The sequence below is a fragment of the Shewanella sp. 125m-1 genome (genome assembly GCF_052977065.1).
Genome location: NZ_JBRILT010000009.1, coordinates 72,292 through 97,200, shown reverse-complemented (window position 1 = coordinate 97,200; position 24,909 = coordinate 72,292). Strand labels below are relative to the sequence as shown.

Below are 24,909 nucleotides of genomic sequence, written 5' to 3'. Positions count from 1 at the left end.
GTCTGTTTATTGTCATTAAGCAAAATCTCGTTATTTAGGGTGTTAATTAAAGTGTCAGAAAAACAAACCCACAATATTAAAACAATACTCACATTTATCGTGCCATCTTTGATTGGTCTATTGCTGTTTATGATGCCAATCAGTTATCAAGATGCCCTCACGATCCCTATCGCGATCATCTCGAAAGGATTACAGAATCTATTGAGCGGTGTAATCGTCGCAATGGTGACATTTGTGGTTATCTTCACAGCGATTGCTTCGCTTCTGACCAAAGTGTTTCAGCCACAATTTATTGTTAAACATCGTTTTCTTAACTCGTTATTTAACGTCAGCCCTATCTGGTTAGTGGTGCGTTTACTTGGCGCAATCTTTATCACGCTAACCTTCTTTGGTGTTGGCCCTGAGGCCATACGCTCAGGCGGAACCGGGGCGCTGGTTCTAAATGACCTATTACCTGTGCTGTTTTCAGTATTCTTATTTGCAGGTATGTTGCTGCCACTACTTCTGAACTTTGGTCTTCTTGAGTTATTGGGCACCATGTTAACCAAGGTTATGCGCCCTATCTTTAACCTACCAGGTCGTAGTGCTATCGACTGTCTGGCGTCATGGTTAGGCGACGGTAGCGTCGGGATCTTGATGACCACCAAGCAATATGAGGCTCGCTTCTATACCCAAAGAGAAGCGGCTGTGATTGGTACCACTTTCTCAGCGGTTTCAATCACCTTCTCTCTCGTTGTGATCTCTCAGGTTCAATTGGAGCATTTGTTCGTCCCTTTCTACCTCACGGTGTGTCTTGCCGGTTTTGTTGCCGCGATAGTGGTACCTAAACTGCCACCACTTTCTTGGAAGAAAGACATCTATATTGATGAGACGCCTCGTCACTCTGATGATGAAATGATCCCTGAAGGCTATAACGTATTTACTTGGGGTTTGCATCAGGCACTTAATAAAGCGTCTCAAGCTGGCGGTGTTAAGCACACTTTGATTGATGGCGTGAAGAACGTCGTTGATATGATTTTTGGCGTGATCCCTGTGGTAATGGGCATTGGTACTATCGCCTTAATGATTGCCGAATTCACCCCAATTTTTGAATACTTAGGAATGCCTTTCATTCCACTGCTTGAGCTATTACAAGTTCCTGAAGCAACAGCCGCGTCAAAGACGATTATGGTTGGCTTTGCAGATATGTTTATCCCTGCAATTTTAGCCAGTTCTATTGAATCAGATATGACGCGCTTTATTATCGCAACCTTGTCTGTGACTCAGCTTATCTACATGAGTGAAGTGGGTGCATTATTGATTGGTAGTAAAATTCCGGTCAACTTCCTTGAGTTGTTTGTCGTGTTCATTCTTAGAACATTAGTGACGCTACCTGTTATTGCAGGTGTGGCTCACCTTATTTTCTAACTCTCACGACATTAAGTAAAAAAGGAGCGAATTATCGCTCCTTTTTTTGTGCTTCACACCGTAGCCAATTCTTGTCATAAATTCGCCACAAATCGTTCATCAACCAGTCAATAAGCCGTTCTAGTCTAACTGCAAGTCATCGTTTACATGGCAAGCCAATGAGCAATAAGCCCAGAGAAAAAACACGCTTAACCTCCACCTCATCAATCAGCCCGATCCCCCCCGTAACGACTCAGCCGAGTTTCAATGCCGTATGGTTATCTGATGTGCACTTAGGCAGCAAAGACTGTAAAGCTGAGTACCTTTCACAGTTACTTAAACACATGCAGACTGAGTCTTTATACCTTGTTGGCGATATCTTTGATATTTGGGCATTGAAGCGACGGGTTTATTGGCCTGAATCCCATAATCTCGTGCTGCAACAACTGCTTAAAATGGCTAGAGATGGGGTCAACATTGTTTATATTCCAGGTAACCACGATGAAGTATTAAAGCCATATAATGGTTTTCACCTTTGGGATTTATCCATTGCGGCCGAATATATCCACACCGGAGTTACTGGCCGAAAGTTGCTTATGCTGCACGGCGATCAGTTTGACTCAGAAGTTTGCATAGGCCGCGCTTACGCAAAGCTGGGCGATCACCTATATGACCTCTTACTGCTTCTAAACCGTGGGCTACACAAGCTCCGCACGTGGTTTGGCTACCCATACTGGTCCTTAGCCAGTTACGTCAAGCTACGTATCAATAAAGCCCAGCAAGCCATTAACGACTATCAGGCTGCAGTTGTGCGCTACGCTAAACGCAAGCGTGTCGATGGTGTTATTTGTGGTCATATTCACCAACCTGCCCTGTGCATCAACCAGCAGCTCCTTTACGCCAATGATGGTGATTGGGTGGAGAACTGCACCTTAATAGCTGAATCCCTACAAGGCGACATTCAACTACTGAAATGGAATGAAACCACTGCAGAGGCTGAACTGATCCAGTCTTACTCTTTTGACGATAACCAGAAAGCCGCTACCCAGCAGCGTGTTGCTTAAGCCAGTTAAGCGAAGTTAATCAAGTGAACTCAATTTAGGTGAACTCATGATATTTACCGTCGACAATGTAGTAGAACAAAAGCTGCCAAAAATTAATAAAACCCCCTGGTTATCAACACCGACTAAAGCCATGCTGCGCTACCTATTAAACGAAAAAAAGTGTAACGCTATCGCTACACAGTTTTCTTATTTAAAAGGGGTGGACTTTGTTGAGCAAGTACTTGCCAGCTTTAACTTTAATTACTCTGTACCAAACAGCGAGATTGAAAATATCCCCCATGAAGGTCGCGTAGTGATTTATGCCAACCACCCTATTGGATCCCTCGATGCCCTTGCCATGATAAAGCTCATCAGCAAGGTCAGACCCGATATTAAAGTGGTTGCCAACGAGTTATTAATGGCACTCGAACCCATGCATTCGATACTGCTTCCAGTACGCAATATGTCGGGCGGAACCCCAAAGCTACATCTAGATAATATCCATCAACACCTTAAAAATGAGGGAGCGGTATTAATTTTCCCCTCAGGTGAAGTGTCACGCTTACGCCCCCGTGGTGTAGTGGATCTTCACTGGCATTCAGGCTTTGTTAAAATAGCCAAAGCTTGCCAAGCGCCATTATTGCCCATGTATGCTGACGCTAAAAATTCGGCTGTTTTTTACGGCGCATCAATGATCTACAAACCGTTAGCAAGCTTACTCTTGATCAAAGAGATGTTTAAGCAAGCTAAGAAAACCATGCCCATTCGTATCGGCGAGCTAATCCCCAAAGAAGTCGTAAACAGCACCGACTTTCCGTTAAAAACCAAAGTGAAACTGCTGAAAAACCACCTCTATCGCATAGGCAAAAACCGTAGCCCTTTGTTTAGCACTCAAAATGCCATCGCCCATCCTGAACCACGTGCAGAACTGGTGGCGGCATTACATCAATGTGAGCTGCTCGGTGAAACTCAAGACAATAAAAAAATCTATCTGTATCAACATAAACAAAGCAGTCCAATTATGCGTGAAATTGGCCGCCTTAGAGAAATCGCCTTTCGTGCCGTTGGCGAAGGCAGTGGTAAGCGCCGTGATACCGACAAATACGATGCCTATTATCAGCACTTAGTCTTGTGGGATCCGAGTGTACTCGAAATCGTAGGTTCCTATCGTTTTGCCGGCGCTAAAGAGGTGCATCAACTGCAAGGGGAAGATGCCCTATACAGTCAGTCTCTATTTAATTATCACGATAATTTCGCGCCCTACTTTGAGCAAGGATTAGAGCTTGGTCGCAGTTTTGTGCAGCCTAAATATTGGGGTAAGCGTAGCTTAGATTACCTATGGTTTGGCATTGGCGCATTTTTAGTTCGTAATCCACAATACCGCTATCTATTTGGACCGGTCTCCTTGAGCGATCAAATTCCGGAGCGCGCCAAAGAGCGTCTGATCCATTTTTATAAAACCCAGTTTGCCTGCGAGCAAGCACTCGCTCACTCCTACAGCCCATTTACTTTTGGTGTAAACCGCGAAATAGAGCTTGAACAAGGCTACTCTCATTTAGACTACACAGAGGGCTTTAAACAACTAAAGCTAACAATGGCAAGCATGGACAGCGCCATTCCAACACTTTTTAAACAATATGGTGAGCTGTGCACTCAAGGTGGGGTAACGTTTCTCGATTTTGGCATTGATGTCGAATTTGGTGATTGTATCGATGGCTTAGTGTTAGTTGACACTCACAAACTTACCGCTAAGAAACGTAGTCGCTACTTGGATTGCCACCGACCAGAGTTACAACTTGGCGATGAGATAAAATGAGTCTTAACTTAGCGACTAATTTAGCCTGTGAACTTAACCCACTAATTTAACTCTGTGGGGCTAACAAGAGACAAAAAAGCCAGTCAACAAGGACTGGCTTTTTGACGTCTGTTAATATGGAGGTTAACTCTATTTCGTTTAAGCTAGATAGCCCAGCCGCCCATATAAAATGCCACTAAACCAACGGTAATAGCCAGTACGCCCGGCTTTATTTGACGCCATTCACCACTACATAGTCGGCCAATAACTAAGGTCACAAAACCCAGCATAATACCTGTCACAATGTTACAACTAAGAATGATAAATACCGCACAGGTTAATCCGGCCATAGCATCGACTTTGTCGTTAAAATCAAGCTTAGTCACGTTACTTAACATCAATAGTCCCACATACATTAGCGCTGGCGCTGTGGCGTATGCCGGTACTAAGTAGCTTAATGGTGCAAGAAACATCATCAGCAGAAATAACACACCTACAATCGTGGCCGTTAAACCCGTCTTGCCGCCAGCTGCGGTACCCGCAGCAGACTCGATATAAACAGCAGCTGGAGCGCCGCCAACGGCACCTGCAAAGATACTGCTTACAGAATCAGAGGTTAACGCCTTACCGCCACCAATAATATTGTCTTTGTCATCCAGCAGCTCTGCTTGGCCAGCTACGGCGCGAATGGTACCTGTTGCATCAAAAATAGCGGTCATCACCAATGCCAGAACAATCGGTAACACGACTGGATTTAATGCACCCATGATATCAAGCTGGCCGATAAGCGACTCATCAGACATCAGATCAGGAAAAGCAAAAAGCCCTTGATACTTAACACTTGGGTCGAATACTAATCCAAATACCGACAGTGCAATAATCACCAACAAAATACCGCCCGGCATGCCGCGGCGCTCAAGGCCTATGGTTGCTGCCAGACCGATAATGGTCGCGATAACGGGGAGACTATGGATATCACCTAGCGCAACAGGTAAACCTGTATCGTTGGCAACAATCAATTGCACGCTGTTGGTGGCAATCAGCAATAAGAATAAGCCGATACCAATGCCTGTACCGTGAGCAATGCCCTTAGGCAGATTAGTCAGTACCCACTGACGAACACCTGTGACACTCACAAGAGTGAACACGATACCCATCAAGAAGATAGCGCCCAACGTGACCGGGATTGAGATCCCCTGGCCAAGCACCATGCTAAAGGCGGTAAATGCCGTCAGTGAAATTGCGCAGCCGATAGCCATTGGCAGGTTTGCCCACAAGCCCATTAGCAAGGAACCAAATGCCGCAATTAAACAGGTGGCGATAAATACTGCACCAGTGTCGAATCCCGCAGCACCTAACATATTCGGTACGACAATCACCGAATACACCATAGCAAGAAACGTCGTTAAGCCCGCGATCACTTCACGTCTTAATGTGCTTCCACGGGCTGATATTTTGAAATAGCGATCCAAGACAGAATCGGTAGGAGTAGCAGAGCTTGCAAGAGTCTGTTCAGACTTCATAGTAGTGATACCTTTTGATCTCTTAAATAGGGTTAACCAATTGAGTTCAATTGGCCACTTGGCTATGGCAGGAAGAGCCCCGACTAAAAATGTCGGGTGAGAGATCCACCTTATGTATATTAAAACGAATATTTACACAAAGTGACCTGCGAGCAATATGCCTGGTAAAATTTACTTTTACCAACACAGCCGTTGTTGGCGCGGAGTTTACAGCAATCAACAACGGGGAAATAGTTCACAAAGAAGATTTTTGATTCGTATCAACAAAAAATATGCCAATCGCGATTCATATGAAGGCTTTTCAGGTCGAGGGCGCTAAAAGGTAAAAAGTAACACTAAAGACTTAATTGTTAGTGTTACTCATTCATGCCAAATAGCACGACTGCTTATCGGCGACGTTTATTAGCGCCTAACGCACGCTTCTTTGCTCTTTGGCGCTGAGCGGCTTTACTGTTCTTGCGCGTAATAGGCTCAAGCTTAGTTAAGTCGGGCTCAAACCCTTCTAACCATTGCTGCGGCAAACGCTTATCTAACACCGACTCAACCTCTTCTAGCAGCAAGGCGTCATCTTCACTGTAGAGCGTTATCGCTTTACCGGTGTTCCCCGCACGGCCGGTACGGCCAATACGGTGGACATAGTCTTCTGCCACAAATGGAATTTCATAATTAACAACGACCTTTAACTCGACAATATCCAAGCCACGGGCTGCCACATCGGTTGCCACCAGCGCTTTAATCTTACCTTGCTTAAAGTCATTAAGTACTTGCTCGCGGGCGCCTTGGCCTAAGTCACCATGAAACGCCTTAGCCTCGATCCCTGCCGCTATCATTTTTTGCGCGATAAGGTCAGCCGTTTGCTTTTTACGGCTAAAGATCAGCACCTGTTGCCACGCGTTCTTATTAATCAGATGGCACAAAAGCTCTGTTTTACGTTCACTATCAACAGCGAAAACCACTTGCTCGATACTACTTGCGGCACTATTGGCTTTATCGACCTCTATTCTAATCGGCTTTTGGAGTAACTTTTTACTCAAGTCAAAAATGGCCGAGCTAAAAGTGGCTGAAAATAATAGAGTCTGACGCTTGGCTGGCAGTTGCTTTAAAATCGCATTAATTTCATCCATAAATCCCATGTCTAACATGCGATCAGCTTCATCAAATACCAAGTATTCGATACCGGATAAATTGAGTGTCCCACGGCGCACATGATCCAGTAATCGCCCGGGAGTCGCGACAATAACATCTACACCTGCTGCAAGTTTTGTCGCCTGGGCATCAATACTCACACCGCCATATATCACCATGCTAGTAATATCGGTATTAACCGCATACTGACTAACGTTGGTATTAACCTGCACCGCAAGTTCACGAGTTGGCGCCAATACCAGCACCGAGGCCTGTTTGACTATACTCTGTTCCTCGCTGGAGGCTTTATCGATTAAGCGCTGCAGTAAAGGCAAGGTAAACGCCGCGGTTTTTCCGGTCCCAGTCTGGGCACTTGCCATTATGTCATGGCCAGCCAAAATAGCAGGAATAGCCTCAGCCTGGATGGCTGTTGGCTGCAGGTAACCTTTTTGTGCTATCACACTAAGCAGTTTTTCACTTAAAGGCAGAGATGAAAATGACACGTCGGTATTCCTTGATTTAAAACATAAATATTACAGTGCTGCAGGCTTCTCAGTGTTGAAACAAGCCAGAGCATTAAACATAGCAAACAATTTCTCGTAGGTGGCGACTTGCACTTACAAGTGCTATTGCATTCTAAAACAATTGTGCTCAATGAACGCCATCGGCCTAAGACCGAAAAGCTAGCCTCAAATTGCGACTTCAAGCCGTTACACCGAAAGCCCATATTAGCTATCGAGCAAAAGTGAGTCCGCTATTTTACCTTTGCCGCTTATTGATAAGCTATCAATTAACGTCCTATTTGAATATGACAGGTTTAGCCTGAACAGATTTTAAGCGATCTGGCTCACAAGTCGCTATAAAACTGCACCGATAAATCCGAGTAAGCCACTTGAGATCACAGTTTCCCTGCGCAAAAAAACGACAATAGCAATCCGTTTTTTAATGTCTTTTAGGTTTTGCAGTTTAGTGTTCGAATTATCACATCAAGGGTTACTTTGGGTCCAAGCTTTAGGTTTTATTTCAATGGCCATTGGTTGGTGGGCCAACTCTCAAAAAAATGATCAACAATTGCTATCAGGCAGCCTCATCGCATCTGGTCTCACAGCAATCCACTTAGGGTTACTTGGCAGCACATTGGGCATGCTCAATCAACTTGTTAATGCTGTGCGCTTTGCGACGTGTCGACATAGCTCAAGCCGGGATAGTTACTTTAAGATGATTCTGCCTGTGCTGTTTTCAAGCATTGCGATTCTACAAGGCGTTATATGGGCCGAACACTGGAGCGAATGGTGCACTGTTGCCAGCGCTGTAATGATGAGTTTTGCGCTATTTTATTCAAGCGGTACAAAATTACGCTGTGCTATTTTACTTAGCAACCTGCTTAACTTAACGCTTTCTGTGTACCTTTTGTCTTGGTCTGGAATGTTATACCAGCTAGTGACCGTAGCGATTTTAACACACGGCTTATTACCCCATAGACAACCTCAATATCGCAGTGAGCAAACGGCTTAAATACGTTAACTCACGAGTATTTAAAAACGCTAACGCTTAGTGTCCGCAAGTTTGTTGGCGGCAAATTTGTACAAGAATAATCTTGTAGCTTATGATTACGCCCATAGATCATGAATACAAACATAGCAATATTCGCGTCGCAGCAACTCAATATGCTAAAGGGTCAAGGATCGATATGGATGAAAGACGGTTATTTTCGCGGTTACTATTTACCACAGATGTTAAGCTCATTAGCCATGATTGCAGCTGGGGAACCAAGCTATTAGATATTAGCCTTAATGGCGCCCTCATCGAGCAGCCAACCCAGTGGGAGCCGAATATAAAGTGCGCGAAACTCGAGATTTTAATTCCTGACTCTGAAATCACATTGCAGATGCAAGTGCAGATAGTGCACCAAGAAAACCAACAGCTTGGGCTAGCTTGCAAGCACATTGATGTTGAGAGCATTAGCCATCTACGACGGTTGCTTGAGCTCAACCTTGGTGATGCCGCATTATTAGATAGAGAATTAGAACGATTATTCGTGCCAAATAATCCGTAATCCGTAATCCGTAATCCGTAATCCGTAATCCGTAATCCGTAATCCAGCGACTCTACACTCCAGCCACGACAAGGCAAGATACTGACTTTCATACCTAAAACACCGCAAATCATGCGGCGTTTTTTTGCTGTTTTTTATTTTAGTAGTTTAACGTACTAGTACTTTAATGTTTTAGTACTGGGGCAAAGACTCAGCCAAAATACTCTACTCAAATACGCTAATCAAAATCCGCTACTCAAAAAATCAGCCCCGCTAATTAATCAGCTCAAGCAGTTCATGGATAGTCTTCACCGGAATAATCTTAGCGCCAGAACCTTCCATTGATTTATGGTAATTACGAAATGGAATATAGATTTCTGTAAAGCCATGTTGAACCGCCTCTTTAACCCTTGGTACACCGCTATCAATGGGGCGAACGTCGCCGTTTAAACTGAGCTCCCCCATAATGCAGGTCGTTCGCGGGACAACAAAGTCATTCAAACTACTGAGTAAAGCCGTCACCAAAGCCAGATCAATACAGGTTTCTGACTCATCAATTTTAAGGCCACCTACCAAGTTAAAATAGGTATCGTGGAAAATTTTAGTCTTAGTATGTTTACGCAAGATCCCTGTCAGCATCTTAATGCGGTTCATATTCAAACCGACACAAACTCGCTGTGGAAACTCAGCTTCAGTTTCTGTCGTTAAGCACTGGATTTCAAGTAACAGATTTCGATTGCCTTTACGGATGCAGGTGATAGCAGCCCCTGGCGACTCGGTAGTTGAGCCTGAAAGAAAAATCTCACTTGGATTATCAACACTTATCATACCGCGCTCGGTCATTTTAAAAATACCGACGGTATCCACATCACCAAAACGGTTTTTATTCGCTCTCAGTGTGCGGATCTGTCCGTCGTTACACTCGATATGCGTTAAACAATCGACGATATGGATCAGTGTCTGTGGGCCGGCGGTTTCATTATTCTTATTGACGTGCGCGACTAAAAACATGGTCACGTTATTTTGCTTACAATACTGAGTTAGCGCTTGAGCGCTACTTTTAACCTGTGACGGTGAGCCTGGACTCCCGTTGGCTAAATCGGTAACCACTGCTTGAATTGAATCGATAACCGCAAACTTAATTTTTTTCTCTTCAAGCTCTGCAATAATGGCTTCAACGCTGGTTTCAGCCATTAAATATAAATTGTCTTCATTGCAATCTAACTTAAGACGATTAACACGGTTTTTAAACTGAGATAATGACTCTTCGGCAGTGCAGTAAAGTGACGGCATTAACTGCGACATACGCGAGACTAAATCCGACAAAATCGTGGTTTTACCGGCTCCCGGATCGCCAGAAATAATATTAACTGAGCCTGTGGTTAAACCGCCGCATAACACACGATCGAGCTCACCAATACCGGTCAGCATCTTCTGCGCTTCAAACTCTTCAATCTCTTTTAGCTTCTTTGAACCACCGCCAACAGAGCCCGCATAACCAGAGACGCTGCTACGCGCAGGCTTAGATGCAGAAATTTTAAGTTCACTAATGGTATTCCACTCCTGACAAGCGCTACACTGTCCTTGCCAACGAGGGAAATCTTGACCGCACTCATTACATACGTAAGCTGTTTTATTCTTTGCCATAACTCTTTTTAGATCGCATTTTTAGATCGTATAAAATCAGTAAAGTAACGCCAATATTGGCCGATACTTATTTAAGATAGCGGGAATAGAGAATATCCCCCTCAAATATTGGTCCATGAGCCTACCAGCCATTGGTCTTTTTAGCATCCCAAAAGAAGTGATTAATGACTTTAGATTTGCACAAAGCACTTGTTGAGCAGTTAAAACCCCTATTAATGGAACCGGAATTCTCAGAACTGTTCGAACAGCTTACTGTTGATGAAACCAATTCAACACGCTTTTTGCTCAAAATGGAGCTCAATAGACTCGCCTCCAGTTGTACTCGAAAAATCGACTTACGCAATAAAACTGAACTCGAATGTGAAATATTTAGTTTTGCACAGCAGCAGCACTACCTCGATGCGCCAGCGAAAGAAAGCTTTTTAGAAGCCCTCGCCCTTTATCGCGAACAGTACACCTTAGGAGTGTATGAGCAAGTCATTGATAGCCATAAACAACGAATTACTAAACAGCGACGATCGGGTCAAAATGAGCCCGTTGTAAATTCATCGCCGTTTGTCGCCGATGGTGTGGTATTAGGCAGCTACTTTGCCCGCAGTGAAGAGCGGATGAACTACAGCATGCGCATCAATGTGACTCAAGGCCACCTCAATCTTGATGGTATTACTGTCGATCTCTCTGTGGGCGGCGCACGCATCCGCCTGAAGGCAAAACATAGCCTACAAACCAATATGCCTATTCGGGTTAAGCTGCTTGAGCTAAGCGACGAGTACTATCATCAAGATCTGCAACAAGGCGTGGACTATCAAATTGTCGACGTAGAGCACAATCAAGAGTACAGCTGGCTTAGACTGAAACGGCTATCAGGCACAGATGCCTTAGCCGATATGCTAGAAAAGCTGATCCGAGGCTATAAGTTCCGTTACAAAGTCGATGTTAATGACGTATTAACGACCACTAAAGGGCTTGGCTTTGAGCGTCATTATCTACCGCACCTACCCCATCTGCCGTTATTTGTTGCAACGAAGGCAAACCCAGAGGCTAATCTCGACTCGCAATTGGTACTCAGCCATAAACTATTGAGCCGTGATAACCAGGCCATTAGCGAATATTTCAAAGATGAAGAGGACATTAGCCAACTAAGCAGCTTTCTCACGCCAGATAGACTAAAGCGCATTATAGATTCGGCTGATGATAACCAGCATAGCCAGTTCTTCTGCTTCACCTTCACTGTACAAGGCGCAAAATTCTTTTATTCAGCGAGCTTGGCAGAGCTTAATTCTCGTGGTCTGTTAGCGCTATTTTTAAGTTTTGCGGCGACTAAGCCTAGCTTTAAAATATTTAAAGTCAGCAAACAAACTATCGATCATCAACAATCTTATAAAGCCAGTATTTTACCCGGCGATGAAGGGCGCTACTCAGCGCTAACAGAAACGCAACTGAGTGCTTTTAGCCATGTATTACAGATCATTGATATGACGCCCAGTAAGGCGAGTGAATTATATCAGAGCTGGGCCAAAATCAACCAAGACACAGATAACCAAGCTAATGTTAATGAGTTAAAAATCTTTGGGCAAAAGAAAATATCTGCGCACACCATTAAACTTATCTCACTGCAATTTAGCGAACGACGTAATGAGTCACGCTTTGCCTTTAAAACCGCAGCACTGCTTAGCCAAGGCAAGCTGAATGTGGTGGCAAGTACCGATGACATTTCAAGCCGGGGTATGAAACTTAGCATCATAAAGCCTGTAAACTTCAATCTGGATGAGCCTATTTTAATCAGCTTTCCTAAGCTACAACCTCTGGCCGGCAAGACATCTTTAGCATCACTTCCTTATCGGCTGATCCGTACTCGTAAAAACGGCATCACCTTGCACCTAGCAGCGCAAGTTGGCCATACACCTCATGTCGGCGTGGAGTTTTTAAACCGCTTGATTGAGCACAATCGGGACAAACTGCAAAAAATCACCGAAAATAACCAAAATGTGAAAGAGCTGGCCGATGGGATGAAAAATATCATCATGCGCAATCTGGTCTCTGTCCCCTTTTATCTTGAGCGCACGGTGAAGTCGGCTTATATCTCGACATTAGGGATAGGTAAACAGCAAAACCATATTGCTAACCTGTTTGCCTCTCAAAGCGACAATACACTCGCCTATGATTTAGCGCCGCTGCTAAATGACGGTAAATTAAGACGTGACTTTATTACGCCTATTCGCACGATGAAGCCTCAGCATGGTTTATCTCATTTTGAAGTCCTGGTGCAGATCTCACGTATGTCTCAAGGACAGATTAAAGTCCGCTGCATTAGCGATAGTGATATGCCTCAATACGCGCAGCAGCTTAGCTTTATTCAGCGCAGCCAACATCTAGGCGAGTTTTTAGCACTGCGAGTTTACCGCGGAGCCACGGGGAAACCCGACTTAAACTACATACGTCGCGAACTGGAATATATTGCGATTCACGCCCCTCACAAGGGCAAGAAACTCGAACAACAACTATGGAACATCATAGGCGTAGGTGAGCTTTTAGATATCACTCAAGAAGTGTTACTGCGGTTCCCAGAGCTGAGCGCTGAAAGTTAACCTCCAGTTTCATCTCAATCCAAATGTATCTTATTTCAGGTGCACCTTATTCCAAGTGCATCTTATTTCAGGTGCATTTGTTTAAGTGCACCCAATTCTAACCTTACGATATCAAGCTTTTAGGCTTAATCACTCGGTACATGTAACCCACAACCACAAGATTAATGACTAAAACTGCAGCGGTTAATAAACTGGGTTTAGTGAACATCTCGTAGGCCTCAAATGGTAGATAGATCCCGCCGCTAAGCAAGGCAAACCACTCTGTCCACACTAAACTGTGCCACAAGCCATAGGCTTCAATAAATCGCACAGCCCCATACAATAAAGCGCCGGCCATAACCAAACTAATATTACTTGCAGTCACCTTGCCCGCCTCGCTAATGGCCTCTTGTACTAAATGATTGGCAGGATTTAAGTGAGAGTGGCTGAGCAGCGCCTCAACAAAATGCTGAATATTGTCCCCGGCTAATGTATGCAGCCCAAATACAACCAGTACCGATAACAGGCCTTTTGAGGCTTCAAGTAGCGCGACAGCTTTTAGCCCCTTCTTTTTTGACGACATAGTGACTGTTCTTGATGACATAGTAACCTTTCTTGGTGACCTAATGACCCTAAGTACTGATGATGAATAAATGCCAGTTATTAAGGACTAGCGGTCATGGATAATAGAAAATTAGACTGTAATCTTACGCCATTTTAGTGCCTTTTGTGGCGGATGAATGATAATTCACTCACACCTCGCCAGTGCAGGTTAAAACCAACCTTTTATCACTCTATTCTTATAAAAATAGAACAATTAATCACTAATGATTAATTAACAATGAACTGAAGATGTATTTTTATTAATGAAGCTGAATAGTTAATTTGCGCCATTACATCCTGATGTATAGTGCTAACTCAGGCGAGTTGCGCATAAAGACTGGAGAAAACTCCACCCTTATCGTCCGCTAAAACGCCACACTAGTAATACACTTAAGTCACTTTTGAAAATCATTTTCGTCAGTCACTTTACAGAGTAATCTTAATGAACCACTCTAAGTAACCTACTCTAACGATTGCAATAATTGGCTGCCGCCTTGAGTACTTGGCCCATTTAGGAACACCGACAATGCTAGATTCATTTGTCTCAGTCATCACTGCCCTTTGGCAGCAAGACTTCGCTTTACTGCAAAGCCCTGGCAGTGCTGCCATGATATACCTCTGTATATTCACCTTAATTTGGCTAGAAAGCGCATTGCTTCCTGCAGCGCCTATGCCCTGTGACAGCGTAGTGATCCTGTCAGGCAGCTTGGCTGCTGCTGGCATTATTAGCCTGCCAATGGCGTTTGCCGCATTAGTTGTCGCTGGCGCAACGGGAAGCTGGGTCGCCTTCATTCAAGGTCGATGGCTACATAAACTACCAAAAATTCAACGCTGGATAGATGCCGTCCCAGAAAAGCGCATGAAAACGGTAGATAACTTGCTTAATAAGCATGGTTTATTAGCCCTATTTACCGCGCGCTTTATTCCTGTCGTTCGCCCTTTACTGCCGTTAATGATGGGGCTGCACATTAAAAAGGTGTCTCACTTTCATTACTTTGCATGGCTAAGCGCTGCAATTTGGAGTGCACTATTATTGGGCTTTGGCTACTCACTATCTTATCTACCTGAGAATATAGCGAGATTTGTAACTATGGCGCTCATTATCGCCCCTATGATTACCTTAGGCGTTGCAATCATCAGTCTATTAAGCAGCTTTTTAATTAAGAAAAGACGCGCTAAAAAGTCAGTAGTGACAGACGTGCTTCAAGAAAAAATCCACGAAAAGATCCAAGAAACGGTAATGGCAAAAAAATCATCTTTGTTGAAAAACCCGGTCGAATAACCCCGTTGCCCGATAAACTTTAACATAGGTGTGACAGAGTCCGCCTTCGCAGGAGGCAGATTGTTATTATTTGCCTTATAAGCAGCCAAAGCGCACTGATGTAAACAGCTCCCAAAAGGGAGCTGATTGATATTTAAATACCAATCTAAGTACTAATCTAAGTACTAATCTAAGTACTAATCTAAGTAGCAATCTAAGTAGCAATCTAAGTAGCAATCTAAGTACTAATCTAAGTACTAATCTAAGTAGCAATCTAAGTAGCAATCTAAGTAGCAATCTAAGTAGCAATCTAAGTAGCAATCTAAGTATTGACCTAATTACCAATCTAAGTGTTGTTGTAATGGTCAAATGTGTGACATGAAGCGTAATAATCCAAACTCACTCTTCTAACCCCAATGCTCCATCCCCTATGCCCCGCGATGGCTCCAAATACTCCTTCAACCGCCTTTAAAAGTACTCTTTCAACTTTTATTATTCATCTTTTCTTATGCACCCTTCCTTATTCAAAGCTTCTTGTTCAATCGTCCTTGTTAAAGTCCACTTTCAGTGAGGCCAGCCATTCTTATTTAAGATCAGCTATCCGTTTTGTCAGAGCCAAGCTAGAAGATAAAAGCTAGCCTTCAGGTGTTAGGTTTTGGCTGTTGTTTTTTGGTTATCGATGACAGGGGCTAAATTAAAAAGCCCAAACGAATGTTTGGGCTTGTGCGATTCAATTGGCCTAAGCAAATTGAAGGACAATTAACGACTTTGAGTTAGCTGATATAACTCTGGCCAGCGTAAACCACAAAGTGTCTCAGTGCTAATACGCCTAGAATGGTGCTGCACGATACCGTGATCAAGAAGCCTTTAGTATGTCGCCAAGCCTTAGGTGCTAATGTACTCGCAAGAACGGGGACCACAAGACCTAAGCCCACTACGCCAAGCCAGAACACACTCGCCCAAGTACCTGTTGTAATTGCTGCTGTTGCCGCTTGCGCCGCTGGGCCTGAAAAGTTAAGCCCGACAAACAGCAGTACCAAACAAAGTGCTTCGTTAAAGGCCACTGGGTACTCGATACGGTGCACCTGCTCGATACAATCTGATTCTTTCTTACTAAAGAACAAGGTCGCCACCAAAATGTTACCCGCTGAGCCCACTGATAAGGCGGATGCTAAAAACAGCGCAGGCAATACCGCCGTGTTTAAAATAGGGTAGCTAATCAAGGCTGAAAGTAAGAAACCGGTATAAACCCCAACACCTAGACCTAGGGCGAAAATCAGCTTATTAATGCTATTTTCCAACTGGCGACAAACTTTTAATGTTCCTGCAAGCCAAGGTGCGTAATGCAGCACTTGTTTTTCAAATACGATTGCTGCAAAAACAAACACTAACGGAATATAAACCAGCAGTGCTATCACCCCCCATGCCATCACTGACGTCAGGTTGTAGTTAAGCAGGATGTGATAAAACTCAAACGGTTTAGTCAGATCCAGTACCAGCAGCGCCATACCTAAACTGATCGCCACAGGGCCAATGACCGCTGCCGCCTTAATCACAGGTAAACCTTCGGTTGGTTGACCACGACTTTGCTTGTACCATTTAAGTCCAATGGCTACCAGCATAGAACCTGCTGATAAGCCTGCCATAAACAAGTAAACCGCGATAATCCAGTTCCACACTACCGGATCGTATTGTTCCATCGAGCCCCAGATATTGTTCATGCTTTGATCCCTCCTTTACGGCTAGGAATGCGGTAGACCCGCGGTTCAGTGCCTAGGTTTACCTTTTGTTGGTAGTGCGGTTTGGTGTCTAACACTTTACGCACTTCAGAGTTCATGTCATTGGCATCACCAAAGGTTAATGCTTGAGTTGGACAAACGGTGACACATGCAGGCTCTTCACCGCGGGCTAAACGTGTCTCTTTACAGAAATCACACTTATCTGGCACCCGAGTTTCTGGGTTAATAAAGCGAACCTTATAAGGGCAAGCCGCAACACAATATAGACAACCAACACACTTGCCTTCATTGATGGAAACAATGCCATCATCATTCACATAGGCCGCGCCCGTTGGGCAAACTTTAACGCAAGGTGCATTTTCACACTGCTCGCAAGACACACGATTATATTTAAAATGTAAGTGTGGGAAGTTACCGTACGGCCCCTCGATTCTGACCTGAATTCGAGTCACCGACTCAGGCACATTGTTTTCACTGCGGCAAGCCACGTTGCATGCTTGGCAGCCAATGCACTTGTTTTCATCGTGCACGAGAACATAACGCTTAGTCATAATTAACTCCGATTAAATCTTGGCAATCTTGACACCGGTAGTATGCAGATTCATACCTGTTACCGGAGACGTCACATGAGGAAGTAAGTTACCGCAATGCACACCTTTACCGGTTGCACGGGCAAGCTCTTTATTCTTTGAGCCGCAGCCCATATAAGCAAATACGGTGTCTGGGCGAATACCTGGTGTCACGAGGGCATGACCTTCTTCGCTACCGGTATCGTTATAGATCCGAATCTTGTCGCCACTTGAAATATTCAACAGACCCGCTGTGATCGGATGGATCCACACCGCGTTGTCAGACATTAAATTTGCCAGCATGGGTACGTTTTGCGTACCCGCATTGGTATGTACAGCCACTTTGCCTTGAATAAAGAACAACTCGTCGGCTTTTTTCATGGTGACTTCGCGGTAGCGAATAACCCCGCGGCCCGGCGCCATCTTCTCCACTTTATCTGAGCTAAGCTCAATCTTGCCCGACGGCGTTTTAAAGCTTAACTGGCTAGCATAAGTGCCATCTTCATCAACGGCTTTTGCATTGGGGTACGCAGCAACAAAGTCTCTTACCATGCCGCGCTCACGCAGCATTAACGGCTTACCGAAGCTAACAAAACCTTCATCTTTAATTTTTCTGAGTAAATTCACATCACGCTGTACTTGGAACAGCTGCAATGTTTCCATATTTTCCCATGGGAAGAACTGACCTTGACCTAACGCTGTCGCAAGCTCTTTCCAGATAAGCCAGCTAGGTTTAGTGTCACCAATGGTTTCAACCACACGCTGACGCACGTAGTAAGCAGGGTTCTTACTCGACTTATCGGCGATCTCTTCGTCACGCTCAAGGTAGGTTGATTCGGGTAAGAAAATGTCGGCGTAAGCGGCAGACTCGCTGATATAGATATCGCAGGCCACGATAAAGTCGAGCTTTTGCATTGTTTCAACAATACGTGCTCTGTCTGTCATGGTTTGCATTGGGTTAGTACGGCTCATTACCCACGCACGTAACTGGTATGGAACCGCATCTAGAGTAGAATCGAGAATCGTCTGGTAAATACCACCCGATGACCAGGTTAATGCATACTGTTCATCGACCATATCAATGCGCTTAGCATCAATTTTTGGCATACCATCCACACCTGGTTTCGCTAACGTCGGTGCGACTTTATCACCAGCAAACTTGTTATAACTAGATGCTTTCTTACCAAAGTAAAGACCGCCTTTACGCTCGATATTACCCACTAATACGTTAGCGGCATAAAGTGCCCGGCGCATCTCAAACTCTTCTGTTGTAAACGATGAACGGTGACCAAAATCGACTAACGCATGTGGCGCAGCGGCTGCGTATTCGTGAGTAATGCGGCGAATATCTTCAGCTGGCACATCACTAACAGATTCTGCCCACTCAGGTGTATAAGCCTTAACTTCTTTGGCAAACTCGTCAAAACCTGACACATATTGCGCCACGAAGGCTTTGTCGTATAAGTCATCTGCGATTAGGGTATGACAAATTGCCAGTGCAACCGCAACGTCAGTGCCCGGCTTAATCGCATACCACTCATCGGCTTTATCAGCCACAATCGAGAAGCGCGGTTCAAATACCACCAGCTTAGCGCCCTTTTCCATTTGTGCATTCATCATGCCTCTGGTCTCAGACATGTTAATGCCTTCGTAAAGGTTATGTCCAAAGTTGATGATGTACTTAGAGTTGCTTAAATCGCGCTTGATTTTGCCGCCAAACATCGCTTTAGCCGCAATCACATAACTGCCCGGACAGGTAGACGCGTGAGTAAAGGTATTTGGGCTGCCAAAGGCTTTAGCTAAATGAAACAAGTGACCAGACAGAGAGCCTGATTTTGATGAGAAGGCTACGGTTTCAGCGCCGTGCTCAGTTTTAATCTTATTGAGGTTTTTTGCAATGATACTGTAGGCTTCATCCCACTCAATCTCTTGCCAATTACCTTCTCCGCGCTCACCAACACGCTTAAGCGGCTTAACAATACGTTGCTTATCATAAAGTTGGCTGTGACCTGCACCACCACGGGCGCACACAGCTCCGCCAAATGATTTAGCGTTCTTATTACCAAGAATTGATACGTTCTTGCCATTTACGACTCGGGCAGAGATTGGACAGCGGGTTGAGCACATTTCACAAATACTTGCGATAGACTCTGCACTACCTTGCAGCTCAGAATGTCCAAGGGCAGCCAAAGAGCCTGGAAGCGATGCTAATGCGCAAGTCGCTGTGCCGGCTCCGGCCCCTTTAATGAAGGTTCGCCGATCTAGTTTCATGTTAAATCTCCCAATGACAATGATCCTTAGGAGAGCGATGAATTAAGCCCTGTGTTAATCGCTATTTGCAATCAACTCATTCCTAAGGTTTTCCTCATTGTTATTGAGCCTGCAGAGATTGAATATTGTGGTAAACCACATACCGACTATGTGGTGCTGGTGTTTGTGAGGCAATTCACAGTTCAATTTTACGCCAACACAGCGACTAAAAACTGTAAATTGTGGTAAACCACATACCGTAAAAAAGTTTACCTTTTTGCTGGTTACAACGTGTTTTTGATACAAAATGTGCGGCTCGCTTATATAAAGCCAAAGACCGCACATTGCTACTATTAGATAGGATTAACTGCTTGCCTGAGCAGCTAAATTTAACGTTTAAATAGTAACTGCCTGTTCACTGCCACGCTTTTTCAGGTGCACTCTTGCTACGCAGCCAGATTGTTCATCACAGCGATTAGCCAACACAAAATGCCCGTCATGCTCCTTAATCACCTCTCTGCAAATGGCTAAACCAAGCCCTAATCCATCCACTTTGGTGGTGTAGAAGGTTGCCATTAAGGTATCGGCTTCTAATGCTAAGCCAGGACCATTATCAAGGATGGAGATATTGACTTGAGACTCTTTAAAGTCGAGTACTATACTAATTTGTCCTGTGCGGGCATTATCAGAATCGGCTATCGCGTCTAAGCTGTTTTTTATTAAGTTAATCAACACTTGTAAAAGCCCAACTCGGTCAGCGGTAATAAAAAAGGGTTCGCCTTTAATTTGGGTAGCAACCTGGATCTCTCGCCTTGCAAGCTCAAGTCTCAATAGTGAGGCGCTCTCCTCCACTAAGGTGAGAATATTAACATCCTCCATCACCGCCTCGCGGCGCTTAAGTAACCCACGTATACGATGTACTACTTCCCCCGCGCGAGTCGATTGCTTATGGATTTTCTCTAACAGTTCAATACAAGCATCGACATCTGCTTGCTGCCGTCCCTGCAACCGCATAATACCGCCTTCGCTATAACTGGTAATGGCTGCAATAGGCTGATTAATCTCATGGGCAAGCCCTGCACCAATCTCACCAATAATCGATGCACTTTGCAGTCTTTCGAGGGCAATAGCTTGCTGCTTTAACTGGCGCTCAGATTCTATCAATGAGCTACTTTTTTGATGGAAACGATATTCAATCCACAGATGATATAGGGTTGCGATAATAAAAATTAAAACAGATAAAATGCCCCAATGACGGTTTTCTTCTAACCACTTTTTAACGGCATCCCAGCGGCTGCTATCCGGTGATTTTACGTGCAACTCTTTAAATAATTTAATCACCGCTAACTGGCTAATCGGCGAGGTCCATCCCTTTAGGTTCGCCTGAATTGCCGCGGGGTCATTGGCACTTAAATCCAGTAACGCTTGCGTGATCTCCTTACTGAGTTCAGTGCTGACACCTTCTGTCGCTGCAAACGACCAATTGGGATAAAGGTTAGTGCTGCATTGACACTCGATCCCCTCTGGGCGGCTAGGGTTCAACACTCGAAAGCTAGCCCGGTTAATCAAGCCACGTTCAACCATATCCTCTAAGGTACATAAAGGCGTAATCGCCGCATCGACATTGCCGTCTCGAACTTGATATAACAGCGGATCAAGAGGAAAGCCTAAAAACTTGGTTTGACCAAAATAAGTGTCTGGGTTCATCCCCAACTGATGCATTAAACCGACAGTGGCTTGATAGCCGCCCAGTGCGTGGGGGTCGCTAGCGGCGACAATCTTGCCCTTTAAGTCATATAAAGTGCGATAGTCGCTGTCTGCCTTGACGATAATTGCCGAGCCAATCGCCGAGGTGCTGCCGTTATGTCGCTTTGAGCGCATCGTTGCTAGCCATGACAAAGGGTATTGATTAGAGAGATACAGGTATTGGCCAGGGTTGGTAATAATAAACTGGATTTGCCCCAGTTCCATCGCTAAATTGAGTGCTTCAAAGTTACCTGGGTATACATGAAACTCAGCCTGAGGCACCTGTTCATTGAGGTACTCCATCATAGGTTTCCAGCGCTCAATTGCTTGCTGGTGCCCCCAATTTGAAAGCACGCCAACATAAAGCTGCTGAGGCTTAGACCAAGTGGCAGATGAGAAAAGCAGTACAAATAGACAGAACAAAATCTTAGGCAATTTCATTTCCTTAGGCTCCACTGACAAACTTATTCCCCTACCGAACATCTCCCGACATTAGTTAAAGAGATTGTTATCTAGCGGAAAATAAAAGCACGTTAATCGAATAGAGGAATTGTGTTGATTAGCGATAGCTTACGCTAGGTCCACTTTTTTGCTGCGTGATGCAATTCATGGTTTATGAAAAATAGTTCGCTAAAAACTGGGAACTGGGATATCTATCATTTATCCCCGTATAAATATGAGAAGACACTGTGCAACAGCAAATCAACGGCCCGGTCTATTTAGTTGACGATGACGAAGCAATTGTTGATTCCATCAGCTTTTTAATGGATGGCTACGGCTATAAGCTAAGCTGCTTTAGTAGTGGCGTGCGCTTTCTTGCAGAGATTGATTTAAGCCAGGCTGGCTGCGTGATCTTAGATGCCAGAATGCCAGGACTTACCGGCCCACAAGTGCAGCAACTGCTCACACAAGCTAAAAGCCCTTTATCTGTCATATTCTTAACGGGTCACGGCGATGTGCCTATGGCTGTGGATGCCTTTAAAAATGGGGCTTTCGACTTTTTCCAAAAACCGGTTCAAGGTCATTTATTGTCACAATCTATCGCTAAAGGCTTAGCGTACAGCGTCCGCCAACATTGGAAGTTAACCCATCAAGCCTTGATTGACACATTAACTGAACGAGAGGCGCAAATTTTTGATTTAGTCATTGCCGGTAATACCAATAAGCAGATGGCAAATGAACTCTGTGTGGCGCTAAGAACGATTGAGGTGCACCGCTCAAAACTGATGAGTAAACTCGGGGTCAGTAATCTAGCCGAGTTAGTCAAACTCGCGCCACTACTCTCCTCACAAAGTGACTAGAGCCGTTGACGTTGCGGCCATATCACAGCTCAAACTAACCGCTAGCTAACAGCAAACAGCAAACAGCAAACAGCAAACAGCAAACAGCAAACAGCAAAATCGTTAGCCGTTAAAGCTGTGGTACCAGTCTTTGATCCGAGGAAAGTGATCTGCGACAGCATCTTTGTGAGTTAACATGCCGCCGTGGTCATAATCATGTTTAAACCCCTGCTTCTTCGATAACAAGGTGTAGTCGACCTGCTTGATATGACATTCTTTTATCATTCGCTGCACATCACTTGGGTTACCTAATACCTTATCGCCCTTACCAGCGATAAACCAAGACTTAGGCCAGTTGGCCTGCTTGGCAGCACTGGCGTAATCAAAACCATCATCATTATCTATCCAATGCCCGCCAACCCACTCGATAGTTTGCCTTAATGATGCTCGAGACTCATTGTCCATCCCTATCTTAAGTTTGTCAGCTGGGAGGTAACCACTGCGCCAAGCAATCAAGGGCGCAAGTTTATTCCACACCAGATTAACCGTAAGCCATTTCTGTAATGACTTAACTTGTATGCGTCGCTTACTGCCAAAGGTCACCAGTGACGCTACAGATTGCTGTAAATGATCATAGCGAGCGATAGCACTCGCCATCAATACTCCACCCCATGAATGGGCGCACCAATGTACGGTTTTAACATTTGGGTGAAGTGATAAAATATATTGCTGAATAAGAGGTAACTGCTCTCTAATGACCTCCCCCTGCCCCCCAGTAAAACCACGAGCCAGTTTAGGCTCACTGAGCCCCCGACCTTGTGTGTCGAGTACATAAACCACCACGCCAGAATCTGCTAAGTAGCAACCAAGCCCCTTGCCAGAATCGCTATAAAACACTCGGCCATTAGACATTGCGCCATGTAACATTAACACTGGCAGCTTATTCATATCAGCTTGAACTGGCACTATCTGCCTAAGATGAAGGTGACCATGCTTATAGGGTACATAAAAGGATTTTTGTTGGATATTCAACGGCAAGTACTCATCTTTTTTTAGATAAGCTACTGAAGTCATAACACAAAGACAAGAGTAAACACTCTAATTAAATGGTCGTAAACAGGTTTAATTCGTCATTAAAACAGCTTTGAAGATGTATCAACTAAATGAATCAAGATGATAGCTGTGTTTTAAAACAAAAGCTCATAACGGAATAGTCATGAGCTTTTTAGTTAAACCGGCCTATGTAACAGCAAAAGGTTGCAGCAAGAGAGTACAACATGCATGTTCAGGCAAGAGTCGCAACAACACCGAAGAGATCACTTAAGCTGAAACAGATAAGGCAGCGTCTTTAAATCTAACTTATTAATCTTTGCATCTGCCACCTGAGCTAGCTTAGGCTTAGCATGATAGGCGATACCAAAGTCTGCAGCATGGATCATCGGAATATCATTGGCACCATCACCAATAGCGACTTTTTGCCCAGCCTCTATTTGCCATTGCTGTGCACAGTTAAGCACGGTATCGGCCTTAAACTGCGCATCGACAACTTGACCCGATACACTACCAAGCAATCTCCCCTTAGCAATATCTAGCTCATTGGCAAAAGCGGCATCGAGTGCCAACAGCTGCTTAAGGTGGTTAACAAATGGAGTAAAGCCTCCAGATGCGACCACCGTACGCCAACCATGACTTTTCAGCTCAGCAATCATCTCTTTAAGTCCAGGCATGAGTGGTAACCGGTCACACAAGGCTTCGATAATTTGCGCATCGGCATCGTTAAGTTTCGCCACTCGCGCCCTGAGGCTTTGCTCAAAATCAAGCTCGCCTTGCATAGCAAGCTCTGTCACTTCTGCAACTTCGGCGCCCACTCCAGCCATAACAGCCAGTTCATCGATGCACTCAATCTCTATCGCTGTGGAGTCCATATCCATCACCAGCAAGCCTGGTTGATTAATAACAGGAGCATTGGCAAATAACTCGAATAACTCAACACCAGATAGCGCATTGCAAGCAGCCTGTTGCGCTACAGTGAGTGAAGGTTCAAGACAAACCTCAATACAGGTCAAGTCGCAGTCTCGCTTGATTATTGCAAGGCTTAAATCAACACTTAATGAAGTCAGCCAGTTCTCAACAGCAATCAACTGCGCTTGCCATGCTTTATCGACCGCTTTTTGCGCTGAAAAAAATACCACTCGATAGCGTGAAAAGCTTAACGGGCACTCAGCTTCATTATGGCGAGAAAATCTTTGTTTCCCAGCAATTAAAGACGTGCTACTTTCGGTGTTTAACCAAGCAAAAACAGTAGATTGACTCGCATTTTTCATTAGTTATGACTCTCCA

The 24,909-nt window shown here is 44.6% G+C and carries 18 protein-coding genes; 8 read left to right on the top strand and 10 right to left on the bottom strand.

Translation table 11 applies throughout. From position 1 onward, the window contains the following. Positions 1 to 51: 51 nt before the first annotated feature. From ACVBIK_RS06685 to ACVBIK_RS06675, 3 genes are all read left to right on the top strand, one after another. Positions 52 to 1,407: a YjiH family protein gene (locus ACVBIK_RS06685; RefSeq protein ID WP_447160085.1), complete on the top strand. Its 1,356-nt coding sequence runs from the start codon at positions 52 to 54 to the stop codon at positions 1,405 to 1,407. A gap of 158 nt (positions 1,408 to 1,565) precedes the next feature. Further along, entirely contained in the window at positions 1,566 to 2,450 is an 885-nt protein-coding gene (locus ACVBIK_RS06680) for a UDP-2,3-diacylglucosamine diphosphatase (RefSeq protein WP_447169336.1), read from the top strand. 46 nt (positions 2,451 to 2,496) lie between these two features. Then, positions 2,497 to 4,245, top strand: coding sequence for a GNAT family N-acyltransferase (locus ACVBIK_RS06675; RefSeq protein ID WP_447169335.1), 1,749 nt, complete (start codon positions 2,497 to 2,499; stop codon positions 4,243 to 4,245). Positions 4,246 to 4,388: 143 nt separating this feature from the next. Here ACVBIK_RS06675 and ACVBIK_RS06670 read toward each other — a convergent pair whose 3' ends face one another. Together ACVBIK_RS06670 and ACVBIK_RS06665 are read right to left on the bottom strand one after the other, a co-directional pair. After that, positions 4,389 to 5,747: an NCS2 family permease gene (locus tag ACVBIK_RS06670; protein ID WP_447160088.1), complete on the bottom strand. Its 1,359-nt coding sequence runs from the start codon at positions 5,745 to 5,747 to the stop codon at positions 4,389 to 4,391. Positions 5,748 to 6,133: 386 nt separating this feature from the next. After that, positions 6,134 to 7,375, bottom strand: coding sequence for a DEAD/DEAH box helicase (locus tag ACVBIK_RS06665; RefSeq protein ID WP_447169334.1), 1,242 nt, complete (start codon positions 7,373 to 7,375; stop codon positions 6,134 to 6,136). A gap of 466 nt (positions 7,376 to 7,841) precedes the next feature. Between ACVBIK_RS06665 and ACVBIK_RS06660 the strand changes: the two genes are divergently transcribed. Both ACVBIK_RS06660 and ACVBIK_RS06655 read left to right on the top strand, forming a co-directional pair. Further along, positions 7,842 to 8,387 (top strand): YgjV family protein, encoded by a 546-nt coding sequence (locus tag ACVBIK_RS06660; protein ID WP_447160090.1) that lies wholly within the window; start codon positions 7,842 to 7,844, stop codon positions 8,385 to 8,387. A gap of 175 nt (positions 8,388 to 8,562) precedes the next feature. Beyond that, positions 8,563 to 8,928: a PilZ domain-containing protein gene (locus ACVBIK_RS06655; RefSeq protein WP_447160091.1), complete on the top strand. Its 366-nt coding sequence runs from the start codon at positions 8,563 to 8,565 to the stop codon at positions 8,926 to 8,928. Positions 8,929 to 9,180: 252 nt separating this feature from the next. Here ACVBIK_RS06655 and radA read toward each other — a convergent pair whose 3' ends face one another. Further along, positions 9,181 to 10,554: a DNA repair protein RadA gene (radA, locus tag ACVBIK_RS06650; protein ID WP_447160092.1), complete on the bottom strand. Its 1,374-nt coding sequence runs from the start codon at positions 10,552 to 10,554 to the stop codon at positions 9,181 to 9,183. A gap of 164 nt (positions 10,555 to 10,718) precedes the next feature. On the opposite strand from radA, the gene ACVBIK_RS06645 reads away from it, so the two are divergent. Continuing rightward, the gene (locus tag ACVBIK_RS06645; protein WP_447163347.1) at positions 10,719 to 13,142 is read left to right on the top strand and encodes a PilZ domain-containing protein; all 2,424 of its coding nucleotides are present in this window, start codon (positions 10,719 to 10,721) and stop codon (positions 13,140 to 13,142) included. A 103-nt stretch (positions 13,143 to 13,245) separates the two neighbouring features. Here ACVBIK_RS06645 and ACVBIK_RS06640 read toward each other — a convergent pair whose 3' ends face one another. Next, positions 13,246 to 13,725 (bottom strand): DUF2127 domain-containing protein, encoded by a 480-nt coding sequence (locus tag ACVBIK_RS06640; RefSeq protein WP_447169333.1) that lies wholly within the window; start codon positions 13,723 to 13,725, stop codon positions 13,246 to 13,248. Positions 13,726 to 14,250: 525 nt separating this feature from the next. Here ACVBIK_RS06640 and ACVBIK_RS06635 point away from each other — a divergent pair. Continuing rightward, positions 14,251 to 15,006: a DedA family protein gene (locus tag ACVBIK_RS06635; protein ID WP_447160095.1), complete on the top strand. Its 756-nt coding sequence runs from the start codon at positions 14,251 to 14,253 to the stop codon at positions 15,004 to 15,006. 752 nt (positions 15,007 to 15,758) lie between these two features. Here ACVBIK_RS06635 and nrfD read toward each other — a convergent pair. The 4 genes from nrfD to ACVBIK_RS06615 form a co-directional block, all read right to left on the bottom strand. Then, a complete protein-coding gene (gene nrfD / locus ACVBIK_RS06630) occupies positions 15,759 to 16,706 on the bottom strand; it encodes an NrfD/PsrC family molybdoenzyme membrane anchor subunit (RefSeq protein WP_447160096.1) in 948 nt (315 codons plus the stop codon). Beyond that, positions 16,703 to 17,275 (bottom strand): 4Fe-4S dicluster domain-containing protein, encoded by a 573-nt coding sequence (locus ACVBIK_RS06625; protein ID WP_447160097.1) that lies wholly within the window; start codon positions 17,273 to 17,275, stop codon positions 16,703 to 16,705. Before ACVBIK_RS06625 ends, nrfD begins: the two co-directional genes overlap by 4 nt. Positions 17,276 to 17,287: 12 nt before the next feature. Further along, positions 17,288 to 19,564: a thiosulfate reductase PhsA gene (gene phsA / locus ACVBIK_RS06620; protein ID WP_447169332.1), complete on the bottom strand. Its 2,277-nt coding sequence runs from the start codon at positions 19,562 to 19,564 to the stop codon at positions 17,288 to 17,290. A 375-nt stretch (positions 19,565 to 19,939) separates the two neighbouring features. After that, positions 19,940 to 21,730: a sensor histidine kinase gene (locus tag ACVBIK_RS06615; RefSeq protein ID WP_447163343.1), complete on the bottom strand. Its 1,791-nt coding sequence runs from the start codon at positions 21,728 to 21,730 to the stop codon at positions 19,940 to 19,942. 248 nt (positions 21,731 to 21,978) lie between these two features. Between ACVBIK_RS06615 and ACVBIK_RS06610 the strand changes: the two genes are divergently transcribed. Continuing rightward, on the top strand, positions 21,979 to 22,590 hold the full coding sequence (locus ACVBIK_RS06610; protein ID WP_447163342.1) for a response regulator transcription factor: 612 nt from the start codon (positions 21,979 to 21,981) through the stop codon (positions 22,588 to 22,590). A 102-nt stretch (positions 22,591 to 22,692) separates the two neighbouring features. Here the strand turns inward: ACVBIK_RS06610 and ACVBIK_RS06605 are convergent, their stop codons facing one another. Together ACVBIK_RS06605 and serB are read right to left on the bottom strand one after the other, a co-directional pair. Continuing rightward, entirely contained in the window at positions 22,693 to 23,601 is a 909-nt protein-coding gene (locus ACVBIK_RS06605; protein ID WP_447169340.1) for an alpha/beta fold hydrolase, read from the bottom strand. 284 nt (positions 23,602 to 23,885) lie between these two features. Beyond that, the gene (gene serB, locus ACVBIK_RS06600) at positions 23,886 to 24,893 is read right to left on the bottom strand and encodes a phosphoserine phosphatase SerB (protein WP_447169331.1); all 1,008 of its coding nucleotides are present in this window, start codon (positions 24,891 to 24,893) and stop codon (positions 23,886 to 23,888) included. Positions 24,894 to 24,909: the final 16 nt, after the last annotated feature.

Coding starts and splice junctions, on each gene's coding strand:
- ACVBIK_RS06680 (WP_447169336.1), top strand. CDS start 1,566: ATGAGCAATAAGCCCAGAGAAAAAACACGCTTAACCTCCACCTCATCA.
- ACVBIK_RS06675 (WP_447169335.1), top strand. CDS start 2,497: ATGATATTTACCGTCGACAATGTAGTAGAACAAAAGCTGCCAAAAATT.
- ACVBIK_RS06670 (WP_447160088.1), bottom strand. CDS start 5,747: ATGAAGTCTGAACAGACTCTTGCAAGCTCTGCTACTCCTACCGATTCT.
- ACVBIK_RS06655 (WP_447160091.1), top strand. CDS start 8,563: ATGGATGAAAGACGGTTATTTTCGCGGTTACTATTTACCACAGATGTT.
- radA (WP_447160092.1), bottom strand. CDS start 10,554: ATGGCAAAGAATAAAACAGCTTACGTATGTAATGAGTGCGGTCAAGAT.
- ACVBIK_RS06645 (WP_447163347.1), top strand. CDS start 10,719: ATGACTTTAGATTTGCACAAAGCACTTGTTGAGCAGTTAAAACCCCTA.
- ACVBIK_RS06640 (WP_447169333.1), bottom strand. CDS start 13,725: ATGTCATCAAGAACAGTCACTATGTCGTCAAAAAAGAAGGGGCTAAAA.
- ACVBIK_RS06635 (WP_447160095.1), top strand. CDS start 14,251: ATGCTAGATTCATTTGTCTCAGTCATCACTGCCCTTTGGCAGCAAGAC.
- nrfD (WP_447160096.1), bottom strand. CDS start 16,706: ATGAACAATATCTGGGGCTCGATGGAACAATACGATCCGGTAGTGTGG.
- ACVBIK_RS06625 (WP_447160097.1), bottom strand. CDS start 17,275: ATGACTAAGCGTTATGTTCTCGTGCACGATGAAAACAAGTGCATTGGC.
- phsA (WP_447169332.1), bottom strand. CDS start 19,564: ATGAAACTAGATCGGCGAACCTTCATTAAAGGGGCCGGAGCCGGCACA.
- ACVBIK_RS06615 (WP_447163343.1), bottom strand. CDS start 21,730: ATGAAATTGCCTAAGATTTTGTTCTGTCTATTTGTACTGCTTTTCTCA.
- serB (WP_447169331.1), bottom strand. CDS start 24,893: ATGAAAAATGCGAGTCAATCTACTGTTTTTGCTTGGTTAAACACCGAA.